Below are 14,583 nucleotides of genomic sequence, written 5' to 3'. Positions count from 1 at the left end.
GAAGTCGACGACGAACTCACCGTCCGCCATTGACGGCCCTCAACCGCCGCGCCGGCGCCGCGGTCGGAGTCTCCGATCGCTCCTCGCGCTTCTCCGCCACCACGTCGACCGCGATCGCCCACCCGTTCTCGCGCATCCCGGCCGGCGTCAAGCCGATCTGGTCACGGAAACGGTGGAGCTGACCAACGAGAGTCGCGTTCGCACCAGGGTCCCGCTCCACGATCGTCTTAAGGCGGCAGTACTCGCCGATGACCGGCCACCGCCACGACTCACGCTTCCAAGCGATCGCCTGCGGAGTCCGCCATGCCTCACACCACACCTCAAGCTCGCGCGAACGCTGCTCCTCAGTGGCGTCCTCATCGACACGCTTGGCACGGCGCCCATCCTCATCGGTCGTCCACACGATCGCCGACGCGATCGGCAGGGGAAACTCTGGGATCTCGCCCGTGAAACCACCCGCGGGGAGCGCAGCCAGCTTGATTCCACGCTGCTCAGACCGACCAGACGACAGGTCAGCCTGCGGACCGGACCTATTACGAGCGCCACCACTAGGCATGTGCTTCTCCTCAGCGTCGCGCTGCAGTTCCGAATCGCTCAGAACCGACGGACATTCGAATCAACGTTCGAAAAAGGGGGTGGAGCGAAACTTTTGAACCCTCCGCACCAACGGCCGACCTCCCCGGCGGGTCGGCGTGGGGGCTGCTTGACCCCTACCCCCTGGGTCTGTGTTCGACTCGGCTAACTCGACCTTCGAATCTGTGTTCGCCTTGCCTTGCGTGAGAGTCACACGGCGTGCGGCATGGGTGCGGGTCGGTCCTGCTTGCTGCTGTTGCAGTGCAGGTGAGCACGGGCCACGTTGCTGCGGGTGTGCTGTCCGCCCTTGGACAGTGGCACCATGTGGTCGATGCTCGGCGCGTCGGGGTGGAGCGGATCAACTCTGCGGTCCACTGCTGTGCCGCACAGGTAGCACATCCATCCGTAACGCTCGTGGATCTCGATATCGGTGAAGACCTCGATGATGTGGGCCCCGGCTTGCCTTGCTCGGTTGGCTGCGTCGCGCGCCCAGTCGTACTTGCCTGTGCCACTGGTACGTCCTGCGAGCGCGGCGCGGCAGGGTGCTGAGCAGACGTGAGCGCGGTCGCTGTGTGTGGCCCTGGCGACCGCGTTGCCGCATACTGCGCAGGCGACCGTCGTCTTGCGGTGTCGGTTGCTCTGCGTCTGGTTATAGTGCGTTGAGCAGAGGCCCCTCGCTCGGACTGGCCGGTCGCATTGGGCGCACGTCTTGGTTGGGCTATCTTGTGCCATGTCATTCTCCTGAGGAACGCGAGAAGCCCAGCGCTCAGGACGCTGGGCTTCTCTGTCGCGGGGGATCAATCCGCGAATCGGTGTGAGGCTTTGCCTCCTGCGCTGTTGTTGCAGCGCGAGTGTGATGGGCCGAGGTAGCCGTCACGCGTGTCGGTGTGGTCGAGTGCCCACGGTTCGCCGGTGCCGATGTATAGGCCGCAGCGTGCGCAGCGGATGGTGCCTGCTGCTACTCGTGGTGCCCATTGCCGGCGGAGTCGGTCGTGGTTGGCGTCGTAGCCTCGTTGCTTGCGACTGCCGCGTGCTCGGTCTGTCTGCTTGCGGTGCCCGCTGCAGCGCGTGCCTTCGGTTGCGTCGAAGATGGTGGGGCATCCGCTTACGGTGCACACCCGCATGCTCATCGGCGGTGCTCATTCGGGACGAAGCCGATGGTGCTGAGGGGGCTGTCGTGTCCGCCGTTCCACCACTGGATGGCGCTCATGATATGTGCTTCCCGAGGATGATCTTCAGGGTGGGGGTGTCGACGTTTACTGCGATGGTGAACCTGATTGTTGTGTCGCCGGTCGGGTTGAGGAGCGTGATCTCCAGACTGCCGGGGTCGTAGCTGGTGACCCCGGCCAGCGTGGCGACTTCTGCTTCGAAATCGGTCCCGAGACCCAACGACACAGCCATGAGAGACCTCCAGGAGTCGGACCCAGAGAATCACGAAGGCCCTGCGAGCGATGCGGGGATTCGCTTGCGGGGCCTTCTTGGGTGGAGTTCTCCATCCTCTTCTTCGAGATTGCGGGCAGTGCGGCTTAGTGTCAAGCATCCCTTCCGGCGAGTCGTTCCCATGGTGGGCGGGGTTTTCTGCGTCTGCCGTGTGCCCTTTCGCCGTCGATCTTGCGAATGTCGTCCATATGTACGAGCACTGCCATGTTCGGTCGCTTGAGGGTGCGGACGGACTCGAACTTGATCCATTCGTAGATCGTGCGCTGCTTCCGGTTCACGAGCTGTGCGGCTAGGTCCACATCGATGTACTTGGGGTCTGCGCTGTCCTCGAACGTGATCATGCGTCCTCCTGTCATGCGCTACGTTCCTTTGGTCGGGTTTTCTCGATGCGGGCGATGATGGCGAGTTTCTCCTCGTCACCGAATTTCTTCGGGGTGCGGTCGCCTTCGCGGATGACGGTGCGGCATGTTTCGTTCTGGCAGACGACGGTGACGGGGGCACCGGCGGTGGCGGGTGGGTTGCGGACGAAGGACAGCTGCCCGCATTCGGGGCAGCGGGTTCGGCGTAGCGGGCGGGCGCGTTCTTCGAGCTCATGGGTGCGCAGCGCCCGGTGGGCGGCGGCGGCGAACCGGACCGCGTCCGCCGCGCCCGCCACCGTGGACACCCACGCCTCCGCTGCCTGGAACCCGTTCGAGGAGCGGAGGTAGGACTCGACCTCGTCGACGGCGAGGCGGGTGCCGGGGATGGGGACGTATCCCTCCGGGCCGCAGGTGCGGCCACCGGTGTCGCGTTGCACGGCCCGGTCGATCGACCCCATCAGGTGGGCGCGTTCGGCGGTCCAGTCGGCGAAGGCGTGTTCCACGCGATCCCAGCACGGGTAGCAGAGCAGCCCGACCTGCGCCAGGCGTGGCAGGCAGCCGGTGCAGGTGCCGGGGTTCCCGCAACGGACGGTGTGGGCGTCCCGGATAGTGCAGGATCTCCAGTCATCCATGTCGTTCGTGACGCAGAGCAACGTCATCGGGTCTCCCTCGTCAGCGCCTCGACGGCTGCCAGGAGCGGGTCGGTGTCTGTCATGCGGGGGTTTCCTCGTCGGTTGTTCCGCGGATCAGGTTGGACAGTTCCGGGCACTCCGCTGGGCCGCCGAATGGGATGTGTTTGACGAGGAATCCGCAGGAACACCGGTAGCTGTACTCGTTCGGGCGTTCTTGGAAGACGTGTTTGATCCGGTGGGCGCGGACCTCTTCGAGGGCGTCGCGGCGCTCCTCACGCACAGCCTCCTCAGTGTTTTCGCGGGCCTCCCAGGCGGCGGCGACCATCGAGTTCGCGAAATCCTCAGCACCGGAGGTCAGGCACGCGGCCGGTGTCGGGTCACCGTCGCGGTCGAAGCCGAGGATGCCGTACACGTCCCAGAGCGCCTGCGCGTACGTGTCCCGCTCCGCCGCCAGAGCCTCAACGGTGGTCGGGGTGGCGCGGTTGGTCGGGGTGGTGGGGTCGGTCATGGGGTGTTCTCCTATCGTTCCTGGGTCCGTGTCCGGGCGGCGTGGTAACGGTTGTCGGTGGGCATGCCAAGGTGGCGTAGCACGGTGCGCACGGAGTCCACGGATACGCCCAGCTCGCGGGCGATGCCCGCGGTGGTGTGGTGGGTTTCCACCAGGTCGCGGATCCGCGCCGCGATCGCCGGGTCCTCCCCGTCCAACACCCGGCGGCCGCGCCGCCGGCTACCAGCCTGCGCGAGCAGGTGCTCCGCCGCCTCCACGATCAGGTCCGCGATGGACACCTCCCGCGTTTCCGCCAGGGACGCCAACCGCCCCCACACGGCGTCTGGGAACTTCACAATCTGGGTCACGCTGTGGCCTCCTCCGTCTCGATGGGTTCGTTTGCTCGCTGCCTGCGGTAGTGCTCGATCCACTTCCGTGTCTCGGCCTCGAATGTTTCCCGGTCGAGGGTGATCTCCGGTCGGGGCAGGCCCGGGCGGGCGATACGCTGCGCCCGTTCGCGTCGATGCTGGAGGACGCGAGCGTTGGCTCGAATGTGGGCAGGCATCAGATACGCGATCGTGTCACGGCGGTGCATCCTGACCGCCTCCACGGCGTCCGTATAGGGCAGGTCCCCGATGGTGTCGTGCCACTCCTGGATCACCAACGAAGTGATCTGGCGGTTGTCGCCGAGCTGGATCTTCGCCAACACCTTCGCGGTCTCATCAATGTTCACGCCGTCACCTCCCGGCGCGCTCCGGCGTCCGCCGCCGCCATGCGTTGACCCATCTCGATAACGGACAAAGCACGCTCGTCCTTGTCCGGTCGGGCCTGCGGTTTGCGTTCGGCGTCGGTTCTCAGCCAGTTGCGCCACGCGGCCGTCCAGTCCCGCTTCGTCCCGTCACGGCCGGACTTCGCCCGCCAGTGATCCACGAACTTCCGGGTCGCCGCGTCCACATCGACCGCCGGGACCTCGCTGGCCGCCCAGGCCCGCATCTGCCCGGTCACGACGAACGGCTCCGGGATGCGGGTCCCACGAGTGCGGGCAACAACACCGTCAGGTGTTGTTAAGTAGGTCGGGTCGGGTCGGGTCGGGGTTAGGCGAACTTCTTCCGAACTTCCCGCGAACTTCTCCGCATGTTCGTCGGAACGTTCGTTGGCATGTTCGGGTTCTGTTCGGGTTCTGTTCGCGCGAACAGTGCGCATACGTTCACGCGCAGCCTCTCGGCGGGCCTTGACCTTCTCGGATTCCTCTTGATAGTCCTGCCAATCGTGGAAAACATAGCCGCGAGCATCGATCTCCCAGTACCCGACATCCACGAGCTCCCGCGCTACTTTAGCCGTCGCACCGAACATTCCGAGCACATGATGCTCAATGACGCCGTCCGTCAACTGCTGAGAAGACCACGACCCGGCCCGCACCCACAAAGCCACCGCCGCCGTCGACAGCCTCAGGGTTTTAGGGTGTGACCAGAAACCGTCATCAACCTTGAACCACGCCATCAGCTCGCCTTCCTTCTGTTCTGATCGAGCCCGTGCCGGGTAATCAGGGTGTTCGCTTCGTCCGCTCGCAGCGGGCGCTTGGTGGTGCCGGTGAGGGTCCACCAGGTGCCGTCGGGGTATTGCACGGGGATACGCGCGGCGTTCTCCAGGTCTTGGGTGGTGGTCTGGGTGCGGCGGATTTTCAAACCCCGGCGTGCGCACTCCCGTTGGAACTGGGTGTCGTCCTCTTTCAGGCCGTTGCACAGCACACACGCGGCCACCAGGTTCACCGGCACATCCAACCCGCGGCCACCGCCCATCCCACGCCCGATGCGGTGATCGCACGCCGTCGCCTCACCGAGACACCCGAACGACGCCAGAACGCATACACCACCGTCGCGGGTCAGGACCGCCTTCTTCACCGTCGCGGGGATCATCCGGCACCATCCCAGTGGTCGAGGAGGTCGGGGATCGTGTCGGTCAGGGTCGCTTGGACATAGCCGGTGTCGGTGAGCATCGCGGCGATGGCGGCGGCTTTCGTCTTCGCTTCACCCGAGTAGCCTTCGGAGTCCCACCGCCAGCTGTTGATCAGCGACCCCTCGCGCGCCCCGGCGATCTGTGCCTCACGGACGGTGCCGAGCAGCGAGTAGACGCCGCGGTCGTTGAGTGCGAGGCCGACGGGGGTATTGATCAGCTCAAGGATGTGGATCTCGTTGCCCGTGATGTCGATGAGGACGGGAATCGTGTCGGGGCTCATAGTTCGGCCCCGCCGTTCAGGAGACGGGCGAGGGTGTTCAGGGTCATGGTCACGAACTGCTCGGCTGGGTCGGCGACGCCGCGGCGTTTGTGGACGACAACCCCGATTACAGCGTCGTCGTTGCCGGCCTCGGTCTCGGCCTCCCGCAGCCAGGCGGGCAGGGCGAGGGTGGCCACGTTTTTGCACTCGATCACGACCCGCCCGCCGCGGATCGTCTTCACCCCGGTGATGTCGCCGCGGTCTTTGACACCGTTCTTCGCGCGCCGTTCGATCCGGTCGTCGTCGAGCTCGGCGGCGAGATACGCGGCGACGGATGACTCGAACGCGGTTCCGGCTTTCCTCGCCGAACGGTGGGTGCGACGCGGCTGTGGCAGCTCGCGGAGATCCTCAGTCTGGACCTGATCGGCGACCGCACCGTCCAGGGTGCCAAGGTAATCGGACACGGTGTTCCCTTCTCTGGGTGGGTTTTCAGCGGCCGGTCGCGTTGTACGACGACGCGAGCGCCTTGTTGAGGTTGAGGTAGCCGTAGAGCTTCGCCGTGAGAGCCTTCTGCAACTCCTCGGCCGCGTGGAGAGCCTCTTTCTTGAGGTCGAACTCCAACCGGTGCGGCAGGGCGGCAAGGTCAGCCTCGGCGCGCTTCTCTGTCACGGAGTCGGCCTTGGAGTTGAGCATCGCGGTCGCGCGCGCTTTGATCAGTTCCCGTTCGGCTTCGTAGCGGTCGCGCCACATCTGCTTGAGGACCGGTACTGCCGTCTCCAACCGTTCGCCGATCTCGCGGATGATGAACTCGATCTCCATCGGCGAGACCGGCTGGTAGTCGATCAGCTCGCCGGTCGTGGCATGCACAAGCTCGGTCACGGCTGCACCTCACCGCGCGCAACCGCCGCCTCGTACTCTGCTGCCTCGCGACGCAGGTACTCTTCCTCAGAGACCTCCTCGCCCTCGTTCGCTACGGGCTCAGCTTCGACGGTCTTCTCCTCGGCGCGGCCGATCGCGCCGTACCGGGCGAGCGCCAGGGTCCGCACCGGGTCGGTGAACTCGCCCACGGCTTTCGCCCTCGCGACGATCTCCTCGACGGCTTCCTTCGTCTGCGCGTCCTTGATCATCGCCGCCCAGTCCTCGGTCGGCTCCAGTACGCCCTCGATCACGTCGGCCTCACCGTTCTGGGTCACGGGGGTGTCGAGCTCCTCCGGGGTGTAATGCACGCCCATGAGTGCGTCCTCCGCGCCCTCGCGGCACACCTCCGAGATCGCACGGGCCTTGCACATCGCCTCCGCGTACTTCTTCCACACGTCCTTGCCCATCAGGCCGGCGCGGGTCGCGCGCTCAGTCGTCCAGGTGGCCTCGTAGGTGAAGTCGGGGTCGTCGGAGCGTGTGAGCGATGCGGTCGCGGCGAAGTCTCCGCCCGCGATGCTCCCACTCGTCCGCACCCGGAGGCGGTGGCCGGCCTTGCGCACGACCGCGCTCATCAGCGCCGGTGAGAGCGTCGCCTTCCCCTCAATGATGTGGACGCCCTGCAGTGCTGCCACCGGGTGGAGGCCGAGCATCGCGCCGGTCTCCATCACCAGGAGCACCTTCCCCGGCGACGGCGCCTGGGTCACCGAGCCGTCGGGCTGGCGAACCTGCGCCCACAGACCCCTCGGGATCAGGTCACCGCCCGTTGCGAGGGTCTGCGCGTACTGCTGCCGCTCGGGAAGCGACGCCGAGTCATACGGCTTGAGAGCGGTGCTGGTCATGCGAGCTGCCTTTCGAAGTCGAGCGCGATGCGCAGCTGCGCCAGCAGCTCGGTCGCGATAGGGAGGAGATGGGCGGTCAGGTCCGTGATCTTCGGGTGGTCCCGCGGGATCGTCAGGTGCTTCGGCTCGGCCGTGCGCAGCTCACCGCCCACGATCTCGGCCCAGACGAACTCGATCTCCTCGGCCTCGGGAAACACGAGGAACTGCCACGCGAGCTGCCGCCACTCGGGCAGCGTCGGACCGTTCACGATCCGCCCGTGCTTCGCCTTACACTCCGCCAGCCGTAGCCGCCCGCCTGGCAGCTCAAGGATCCCGTCCGGCGTCGCAGCGAACCCGGGCTCGTCGGGTGCGTGGACGAGCGCGACGTTCTGCGGGATACCGGCCCAGGCGAGCATCATCGGCTCCCACCGGTGGCCGGAGGCGGTGTAGTCGTTGCCATGGAAGCCCGTCCGGGAAAGCTTGCCCCGCAGGTAGGACGGGAGCGAGGACGCTTTCGACAGCTTCGCGGCATCGGACGCGCCAACCACCGGCCAGCGCGCCTCCTGCCACCGCTCGCGCATCGTGCCATCGTCGAGGATACGATCGAAGTAAGTCACGCCGCGCCCTCCGGCATCCCGTCCCCGCGGACGAGGTTGTCGACATCCCACTGGTCACGGCGATGATCACCACCAGCAGCAGCCACACTGTCGTTACGGCCGCCGGGTCGTGGTGGAAGGTCACGGCCGGTGAACCGTGGCCCATAGACAATGCCCACAACCGTCCGCATCACATCGTCCATCAGCCCACCCCGCGACCGCTGAACCAGTCCCACACCACGGCGGCACCCCACACCACAGCGATACCCCACCCGACCACACACGCGAACACGATCATCCCGGCTCCTTCTCTGATTCACGGGTGTGGGCGGCAGGCGCATGACAGAAGGCCGTGTGGCCGGGCGGGATTGTGTCCGTGGTGTCCAACAGGCGGGCGGCGAGTTCAGCCAGGACCCGGGAGACATAGCCGACGCTCAGCTCCTCGTCGAAGGCCAGGTCGATGGTGTGGAATGTGTGCCCGAAGGAGTCCGTGCGACAGTTGACCGTGACCACGATGTCGTGGTCACGAGTGTTGATCCTCTTATTCCGGGTCAGGTATTTCGTGATCATGGGTTTTCCTTCTCTGAGTTCACGGGTGTGGGTGTTATGCGTCCAGCGCGAACACGCTCATTCCGCCCGCCGAAGGCGAGGTCGAAGACCCCGCCGGCCGCGGTGACCTCGGACTCCTTCAACGGCGCGTCCCGGTAGAGGGCATCGCGGAGTCGGTACAGGTGATCGACAAGGAGCGGGAGGGTGCCACAGGTGTCTGCCGCGAGATCAACGCTGATATCGGCGTAACGGCGGGTGCGGGTGGCGTCATCGTCATACCCGCTGATCCTCTCGATCACATCCGCTAAGGAACGCAGATCAACAGCCACATCAGAGAACCAGCGCTGTACCGCGTCCCCGCCCGTGAAAAAGCTGTATCTGCCGTCATAGTCATCTGGGCTACTCATCGGTTTCCCTCCTCTCTCGTGTTCCCGTGTGGGCCTCATACGCCCAGCACGCGGCAGTGAACACGCCGATCGCGATCACGGTGCCCAGCAGGCGCAGCAGGGTCAGGCCCGCCACCGCGGCAGTGAAAGCCAGGACCACGGCGGTGAGGAAAACACCGGTCACGAACACGGTCCACCGGTTCACCGTCCACCCCCGTCGTCGCGGATCTCGTTGACACACCCGTTCGGGCAGGTGAACCCATAGGTGACCGTGCAAGCCGACCACCCCCGCTCCACGCCCAGAACGGTCGCGGTGACCTCCCCATCGAAACCGCACCACCGACACGAGGCCACCATCACCACCGGGTCACACTCCGGCACCGTTACAGGGGCTCGCAGATCGATCACAGTTGGTCTCCGTCCGCCGCTTTCCGGGCGCGGGCGATGCCGTCACCATTGATCGGCATCGGAAGACCAGCAGGCCGGGGACGAGAGAGACCCCGACCTGTCGTGTCCCCTAGAGTTCGACCAGATGCGTCAGGAGTCGCAACCTCCGACGCGCGAACACGAGAGGAACTTTCATGGGTGTCATCCGTTACCCCGGCGTCCCCGACATCACCTACAGCGACGAGATCATCGCCACCATTCAGCAGATCATCGTCACCCAGCAGAAGATGGGGCAGGGGTTCTGGCTCGAGCGCCGCGGTTCTGACGACAACGTTGTTGGCCACGACGCGATCTGGATCGATCCCAGCATGTCGATCTCCGTCGAGTTCGACACCCTCGACCACGTTGACGCAAACAATGCGCTTTTTGAGGAGTGGAAGATGCTGCTTCTGGTCGAAGGCGCGGATCGTCTCGTCATCCACCCCGATGAGGACACGGTGAGTCTCCTCAAGCGCTGGATTGACGAGGGCGACTCCGCTCTTGAGTAACCTGTTGTCGCCGTACACGTCAGCCACATAACTCACGAGGCTCTCCGATCAACGCCGTCCTCCGGCAGTCGAAGACCAGCAGGCCGGGGACGAGGGGACTCACCCCGGCCTGCTGGTTCCCCCACACGGGTGTCATCATTGACACCCGGCGGGAGTCTGTGCCCGTTCATGCGGTCACCGCCGTGAGCGCCCCAACATGGAGACGTTGCCGCAGTTTGTTCACGCCTTTCACGGTGACCCGCACCTGCGGGGCGTCCAACACCAGTTCCCCGGTTGCGGGGTGGTGGTGGAACTGGGCCTTCTCCGCCAGGTAGCCTTTCTCCACACGTTCCGCGTAGGCGCGCCACTTCCCGTCCCCACCGCGATACACTCACCGGATGTCTTCCAACTGGGCGAACAAGCGTTGCGGGCCGGTGGGAACCCCCGCCCGGGACAGGATCTTCGCCGCATCCCCCACGCTGCTGTAGTCACCCACCGCCGAGACGATCGCATCCCACGCGGTCGCCCGCGGAACCAAACCCGCGTTCTCACGCTCCAACTCAAGGTTGGCCTTCTCCCTCACCAGCAGAGCCTCCAACGCCTCCACATAGTTACCCGGCAAAGCGAGATCATCGGCCGGAGTCCCGTATGAACCCGTCCGACGGATCTGCGGGAGCACCTCATGCGTCACCCAGCGTTTGAACGCGCGAGCTTCGGTCTTCCGGCTTCGAAGAATCAGTGAGTACAAACCCGGCTCGTTGACGATGTAGTAGCTGCGGCATTGTCCGTCGAGGCTGAGTTCAGTAGTACTGAACTCGTCTTCATCGAGCGAGTGGACAGCCTCGGTCGGGTTCGACAGGCCGAGGACACTCAACACATCCCGGAGGATGAACCAGGGCTCACCGTCGACGAGGACGGTACGGACGTTCACCTCCTCGAAGGTGAACGGTATAATCTCCGTGGAACTCATTGCGATTCCTTCCTGAGACGCCCCGGGTGCCACCGGGGCGTCTCTGCTATGCGGACTTGAGATAGACGTCAGGCGGCGACCTCGCCGAAGAACGCACCGACAGGGACGTCGAGCCTCTCCGAGAGGGCGATAAGTTCGCGATCGGTGAAGGGAACCGACCCGTTGAATCGGCGCACAATTGCCATGCGGGAGACATTCAGGGCGACGGCAAGATCGCCCTGTTTCACGCGCTTCTCGGCTGCGATGCCGCGAACCTTCGCTGCCACGTCTATGGTGCGATTGGTTGTCATTCGGACATTATGTAACGCAAGACGCGAAACTGCAAGCGCAGTCCACTGTGTGTCGCGCCAACCCGATACGTCATCCGGCCTTAGTAACGCTTTGCGTTGCACTTATCCACGCAAATAGATACAATCGGTTTCATGTTGAAGGCAGAGAAACCCGAAGAGACCAACGCAACTGCCCTGCGTGCCGCGAAGAACCTCCGCGGCATCCTCGCCGAGGAGAGATGGAGCGGCCGGAAAGCGGCGATGACGCTTGGGCTAACGCCGATGTACGTCAATCGACGATTGAGCGGTGCCGCCGAGCTGAGTGTTTCCGACGTCGAGATGTTTGCTCGACTGCTGAAGATGGACTCGTCGGCTCTCTACGCCGCACTGATGCGTCCGACGACGCTGGATGGCGGTGAGCTTGCTCTGGGAGGAGCGAAGGTTCGGCCCTTGGATTAAAAGTCCGATGCTCTACCGACTGAGCTAGAGGCCCTTGCCTGTTAACCTATCGTGGATTCCCCCCGCTCCTGGACGGGGGGACAATAGATAGATGCCCGACCGACATCACAAGCCGGCCCTGTTCCCGGGAGGGACGTTCGACGCGTTCCTGGGCGGGGACGACCCGGCCCGTATCAATCGTGTCGCCCACGAGACAGCGCAGGCGCTGCTCGCGCGCGTGCGCGCCGATCCCGATCCGGCCGTGGTCGGCCGGCTGGTCGCGTTCACGGACGAGCACGGGATCGAGGCGATCGCCGAGCTGTGGTCGCGGTCGAATCCGAAGAGCCTGCCCGGGGCGCTGTGGCGCATCTCCCTGCTGCGGTTGCTGATCCGTCAGGATGCGCAGGGCACCGCGGTGCTGTACCAGCGCGGGACGGAGGTGCTCGGGTCGATCGATTCGGTTGTCGCGGGGGCGCCCATCCCGGCCGGACCAGCGGAGGTGACCGAACTGGCCGACCGCATTCTGCGCGGGGTGTTCGAGGGCGACTTCGCGGTGGCCCTGGACCGGTCGGCGGCGTTCTGCCGCGTGACGGCGGCGGGATGCCTGGACATCGCGGACGACCGCGACGCTGTGGACCCCGCCCGGGCGAGTGAGCTGACGACCCGGGCGCTCCGGTTCACCAGCACCGCCGAGGAGCTGACGGTCTGCGCCCGGCTGTGGCGCTCCGATTCGCTCGACTGAGCGCTGTTCTCCGCGCGCACTCTGCGCCGTCGAGCGCTCCTGTACACTGACGAGGCCGGACCGTAGTAACCCCGGGCTCCACAATTCGCCGCTCCGAGCGGCCTCGCGCCGAGAGGCGTTCTGCGGTCCGGCTCTTTGTGTCTAGACTCGATGACGTCTGACTGGACGAGCGGAGACGATGTGGACGACGCCCCAGCGGGTGAACTCGATGAGCTTCTCGCCGCAACGGCTCTCGGCGACCGGCAGGCGTTCTCGGCGTTGTACGACGGCACCGCGCCGCGGGTGTTCGGTCTCATCCGGCGCCTGCTCGTCAACGCCGCTCAGGCCGAAGAGGTCGCCCAAGAGGTTTCCCTCGAGGTGTGGCAATCCGCTGCGCGCTTCGATCCGAATAGAGGACGAGCGCTCACCTGGCTGCTCACGATGGCCCACCGTCGCGCGGTGGACCGGATTCGCGCGTCGCAGGCGGCGCGCGACCGGGACACCGCCGTCGGCATTCGTGATCTCCCGACAGCCTACGATCAGGTCGCCGAGGCCGTCGAGGTGCGCGTGGAACACGAACGGGCGGAGGCGGCGATGAGCGTGCTGAGTGAGGCACAGCGTGAAGCTGTGATGCTCGCCTACTTCGCGGGCCTGACGCAGAGCGAGGTCGCAGAACGCCTCGGAATCCCCTGGGCACAGCGAAAACTCGGCTGCGCGATGCGATGATACGGCTGCGAGATGAGCTGGGGGTGACACCATGACCGACGACGAGCGGGGCGGACGCCCCCGCCTCGGGGCGGAGCTGGGCGCCCGCGACGCGCGCGAGGCGCACGACTTCGAGGCCGTGGCTGCCCAGCTCGGGATGATCGCCGCACCCGTCGAACCGCGGCCGGAGGTGAAGGCGGCGATCTTCGCGCGGCTGGACGGCCTCCCCCAGCTGCCGCCGGTCGTGGCCGGGGCTTCCCCGGAGCCCGTCTCTCCTTCGCGTCCGGCCGCGGAACGGGCCCGCCTGCGCTGGTTCCAGCGTCCGGGCGCTGTCCTGTCCGCCGCTGCCGCCGCCGTCCTGCTCTTCATCGGCGGGTCTTTCTTCGGCAGCGTTCTGGCGGGCGCCGCTCCGGATCAGCAGCAGGCGTCGGCGCTCGTCGAGATCAACGCGGCGCCGGATGTGCGGTTCCAGAGTTCTGAGGTCGTGGGCGGCGGCACCGCGACGCTCGTCTGGTCGGTGCAGCTGCGACAGTCCGCACTCGTGACGAAGGGGCTGCCGAAGCTGGCCGACGACAAGGTGTATGAACTACGGCCATCCCGGCCGGCACCATGACGGATGTCGACGGCGAGAGCACCGCCTGGCGCGTTCTGACGGGCGAGATGGCGGCGGGCGACGCCGTCGGCGTCACCGTGGAGCCTCAGGGCGGTTCGAACCAGCCGACGACGACGCCGATCGTGGACATCGCTTCCTGAACCAGCAGGCCCCCGCGGCTCGCGGGGCTTCCCTCCTGTCGGCGCCGATCAGCCGAAGCGTCCGGAAACGTAATCCTCGGTCGCCTGCACACTCGGGTTCGAGAAGATGATGTTCGTGTCGTTGTACTCGATGAGCTTGCCCGGCTTGCCCGTCCCCGCGATGGTGAAGAATGCCGTGCGGTCGGAGACGCGCGAGGCCTGCTGCATGTTGTGGGTGACGATGACGATCGTGTAGTCGTTCTTGAGCTCCTCGATGAGGTCCTCGATGGCGAGGGTCGAGATCGGGTCGAGGGCGGAGCAGGGTTCGTCCATCAGCAGAACATCGGGGGAGACCGCGATGGCGCGCGCGATGCACAGTCGCTGCTGCTGGCCGCCGGACAGGCCCGAACCCGGGAGGTTCAGCCGGTCCTTCACCTCATTCCAGAGGTTGGCACCCCGCAGCGAGCCCTCGACCAGGTCGTCCGCGTCCGTCTTCGATATCCGGTGGTTGTTGAGCTTGACGCCGGCGAGCACATTGTCGCGGATGCTCATGGTCGGGAACGGGTTCGGGCGCTGGAAGACCATGCCCACTTGGCGGCGGACGAGCACCGGGTCGACGCCCGCGCCGTACAGGTTGTTGCCGTCGATGAGGACCTCGCCCTCGACATAAGCGCCGGGGATGACCTCGTGCATGCGGTTCAGCGTGCGGAGGAATGTCGACTTGCCGCATCCCGACGGGCCGATGAACGCGGTGACGGTCCGGGGCTCGATGGTGAGCGACACATCTTCCACAGCGTGGAATTTGCCGTAGTAGACGTTGAGGTCGTTGACTTCGATGCGCTTGGACACGTGATTCCTTGC

Annotated in this window: 25 protein-coding genes and 2 pseudogenes; 5 read left to right on the top strand and 22 right to left on the bottom strand. The window is 65.7% G+C overall.

Features of this window, described 5'->3' with window-relative positions; all coding sequences use genetic code 11:
• Window positions 1–16: 16 nt before the first annotated feature.
• From O159_RS10300 to O159_RS15055, 18 genes are all read right to left on the bottom strand, one after another.
• Window positions 17–556, bottom strand: a complete 540-nt coding sequence (locus O159_RS10300) for a hypothetical protein (RefSeq protein WP_021755199.1) — start codon at window positions 554–556, stop codon at window positions 17–19.
• Between the two features lie 227 nt (window positions 557–783).
• The gene (locus tag O159_RS16895) at window positions 784–972 is read right to left on the bottom strand and encodes an HNH endonuclease (protein WP_407929749.1); all 189 of its coding nucleotides are present in this window, start codon (window positions 970–972) and stop codon (window positions 784–786) included.
• A gap of 807 nt (window positions 973–1,779) precedes the next feature.
• Window positions 1,780–1,974, bottom strand: a complete 195-nt coding sequence (locus O159_RS10295; RefSeq protein ID WP_021755198.1) for a hypothetical protein — start codon at window positions 1,972–1,974, stop codon at window positions 1,780–1,782.
• A gap of 131 nt (window positions 1,975–2,105) precedes the next feature.
• Entirely contained in the window at window positions 2,106–2,354 is a 249-nt protein-coding gene (locus O159_RS10290; protein WP_021755197.1) for a hypothetical protein, read from the bottom strand.
• An 11-nt stretch (window positions 2,355–2,365) separates the two neighbouring features.
• Entirely contained in the window at window positions 2,366–3,031 is a 666-nt protein-coding gene (locus O159_RS10285) for a hypothetical protein (protein WP_021755195.1), read from the bottom strand.
• Between the two features lie 52 nt (window positions 3,032–3,083).
• Window positions 3,084–3,512, bottom strand: coding sequence for a hypothetical protein (locus O159_RS10280; RefSeq protein WP_021755193.1), 429 nt, complete (start codon window positions 3,510–3,512; stop codon window positions 3,084–3,086).
• An 11-nt stretch (window positions 3,513–3,523) separates the two neighbouring features.
• Entirely contained in the window at window positions 3,524–3,859 is a 336-nt protein-coding gene (locus tag O159_RS14620; RefSeq protein WP_021755191.1) for a hypothetical protein, read from the bottom strand.
• On the bottom strand, window positions 3,856–4,224 hold the full coding sequence (locus O159_RS10270) for a hypothetical protein (RefSeq protein ID WP_021755190.1): 369 nt from the start codon (window positions 4,222–4,224) through the stop codon (window positions 3,856–3,858). Before O159_RS10270 ends, O159_RS14620 begins: the two co-directional genes overlap by 4 nt.
• The gene (locus tag O159_RS13380) at window positions 4,221–4,991 is read right to left on the bottom strand and encodes a hypothetical protein (protein ID WP_021755189.1); all 771 of its coding nucleotides are present in this window, start codon (window positions 4,989–4,991) and stop codon (window positions 4,221–4,223) included. The genes O159_RS10270 and O159_RS13380 overlap by 4 nt, the downstream gene beginning before the upstream one ends.
• The gene (locus O159_RS10260) at window positions 4,991–5,407 is read right to left on the bottom strand and encodes a hypothetical protein (RefSeq protein ID WP_021755188.1); all 417 of its coding nucleotides are present in this window, start codon (window positions 5,405–5,407) and stop codon (window positions 4,991–4,993) included. The genes O159_RS13380 and O159_RS10260 overlap by 1 nt, the downstream gene beginning before the upstream one ends.
• Window positions 5,404–5,727 carry a hypothetical protein gene (locus O159_RS10255; protein ID WP_021755187.1) on the bottom strand — a complete coding sequence of 108 codons (324 nt, stop codon included), beginning with the start codon at window positions 5,725–5,727 and terminating at the stop codon, window positions 5,404–5,406. The genes O159_RS10260 and O159_RS10255 overlap by 4 nt, the downstream gene beginning before the upstream one ends.
• The gene (locus O159_RS10250) at window positions 5,724–6,170 is read right to left on the bottom strand and encodes a hypothetical protein (protein ID WP_021755186.1); all 447 of its coding nucleotides are present in this window, start codon (window positions 6,168–6,170) and stop codon (window positions 5,724–5,726) included. The genes O159_RS10255 and O159_RS10250 overlap by 4 nt, the downstream gene beginning before the upstream one ends.
• 25 nt (window positions 6,171–6,195) lie before the next feature.
• Window positions 6,196–6,585 (bottom strand): hypothetical protein, encoded by a 390-nt coding sequence (locus tag O159_RS10245; RefSeq protein WP_021755185.1) that lies wholly within the window; start codon window positions 6,583–6,585, stop codon window positions 6,196–6,198.
• Entirely contained in the window at window positions 6,582–7,463 is an 882-nt protein-coding gene (locus O159_RS10240; RefSeq protein WP_021755184.1) for a hypothetical protein, read from the bottom strand. The genes O159_RS10245 and O159_RS10240 overlap by 4 nt, the downstream gene beginning before the upstream one ends.
• Window positions 7,460–8,059, bottom strand: a complete 600-nt coding sequence (locus tag O159_RS13375) for a PDDEXK family nuclease (protein WP_021755183.1) — start codon at window positions 8,057–8,059, stop codon at window positions 7,460–7,462. Before O159_RS13375 ends, O159_RS10240 begins: the two co-directional genes overlap by 4 nt.
• Window positions 8,060–8,332: 273 nt before the next feature.
• Complete coding sequence (locus O159_RS10230) at window positions 8,333–8,608, bottom strand: hypothetical protein (RefSeq protein WP_021755182.1); 276 nt, start codon at window positions 8,606–8,608, stop codon at window positions 8,333–8,335.
• Window positions 8,605–8,886: a hypothetical protein gene (locus tag O159_RS10225; RefSeq protein WP_144267594.1), complete on the bottom strand. Its 282-nt coding sequence runs from the start codon at window positions 8,884–8,886 to the stop codon at window positions 8,605–8,607. The genes O159_RS10230 and O159_RS10225 overlap by 4 nt, the downstream gene beginning before the upstream one ends.
• Before the next feature lie 100 nt (window positions 8,887–8,986).
• Window positions 8,987–9,178, bottom strand: coding sequence for a hypothetical protein (locus O159_RS15055; RefSeq protein ID WP_021755180.1), 192 nt, complete (start codon window positions 9,176–9,178; stop codon window positions 8,987–8,989).
• Between the two features lie 376 nt (window positions 9,179–9,554).
• Between O159_RS15055 and O159_RS10215 the strand changes: the two genes are divergently transcribed.
• Window positions 9,555–9,908, top strand: coding sequence for a DUF7882 family protein (locus tag O159_RS10215; protein ID WP_021755738.1), 354 nt, complete (start codon window positions 9,555–9,557; stop codon window positions 9,906–9,908).
• A gap of 166 nt (window positions 9,909–10,074) precedes the next feature.
• Here the strand turns inward: O159_RS10215 and O159_RS13370 are convergent, their stop codons facing one another.
• The 3 genes from O159_RS13370 to O159_RS10205 form a co-directional block, all read right to left on the bottom strand.
• The gene (locus tag O159_RS13370; RefSeq protein WP_052323532.1) at window positions 10,075–10,278 is read right to left on the bottom strand and encodes a phage antirepressor KilAC domain-containing protein; all 204 of its coding nucleotides are present in this window, start codon (window positions 10,276–10,278) and stop codon (window positions 10,075–10,077) included.
• A complete protein-coding gene (locus O159_RS10210; protein WP_052323531.1) occupies window positions 10,279–10,857 on the bottom strand; it encodes a BRO family protein in 579 nt (192 codons plus the stop codon).
• A gap of 68 nt (window positions 10,858–10,925) precedes the next feature.
• Entirely contained in the window at window positions 10,926–11,147 is a 222-nt protein-coding gene (locus O159_RS10205) for a helix-turn-helix domain-containing protein (protein ID WP_169725687.1), read from the bottom strand.
• A 132-nt stretch (window positions 11,148–11,279) separates the two neighbouring features.
• On the opposite strand from O159_RS10205, the gene O159_RS14780 reads away from it, so the two are divergent.
• The 4 genes and pseudogenes from O159_RS14780 to O159_RS10185 all read left to right on the top strand — a co-directional run bounded on the left by O159_RS14780 (window position 11,280) and on the right by O159_RS10185 (window position 13,743).
• On the top strand, window positions 11,280–11,585 hold the full coding sequence (locus O159_RS14780; RefSeq protein WP_021755736.1) for a hypothetical protein: 306 nt from the start codon (window positions 11,280–11,282) through the stop codon (window positions 11,583–11,585).
• Between the two features lie 91 nt (window positions 11,586–11,676).
• Window positions 11,677–12,306: a hypothetical protein gene (locus O159_RS10195; protein ID WP_021755735.1), complete on the top strand. Its 630-nt coding sequence runs from the start codon at window positions 11,677–11,679 to the stop codon at window positions 12,304–12,306.
• Window positions 12,307–12,456: 150 nt separating this feature from the next.
• Window positions 12,457–13,046, top strand: a pseudogene (gene sigK / locus O159_RS10190) (ECF RNA polymerase sigma factor SigK).
• Window positions 13,043–13,743 (top strand): annotated as a pseudogene (locus O159_RS10185) (anti-sigma factor). The pseudogenes sigK and O159_RS10185 overlap by 4 nt, the downstream one beginning before the upstream one ends.
• A 48-nt stretch (window positions 13,744–13,791) precedes the next feature.
• Here the strand turns inward: O159_RS10185 and pstB are convergent.
• Window positions 13,792–14,571 carry a phosphate ABC transporter ATP-binding protein PstB gene (gene pstB, locus O159_RS10180; protein WP_021755733.1) on the bottom strand — a complete coding sequence of 260 codons (780 nt, stop codon included), beginning with the start codon at window positions 14,569–14,571 and terminating at the stop codon, window positions 13,792–13,794.
• Window positions 14,572–14,583 lie beyond the last annotated feature (12 nt).

This window comes from Leifsonia xyli subsp. cynodontis DSM 46306, assembly GCF_000470775.1.
In the GTDB taxonomy this organism is placed as follows: Bacteria; Actinomycetota; Actinomycetes; order Actinomycetales; family Microbacteriaceae; genus Leifsonia; species Leifsonia cynodontis.
The sequence above is the reverse complement of the archived record's forward strand: the minus strand, read 5'-3'. Positions and strand labels throughout refer to the sequence as shown.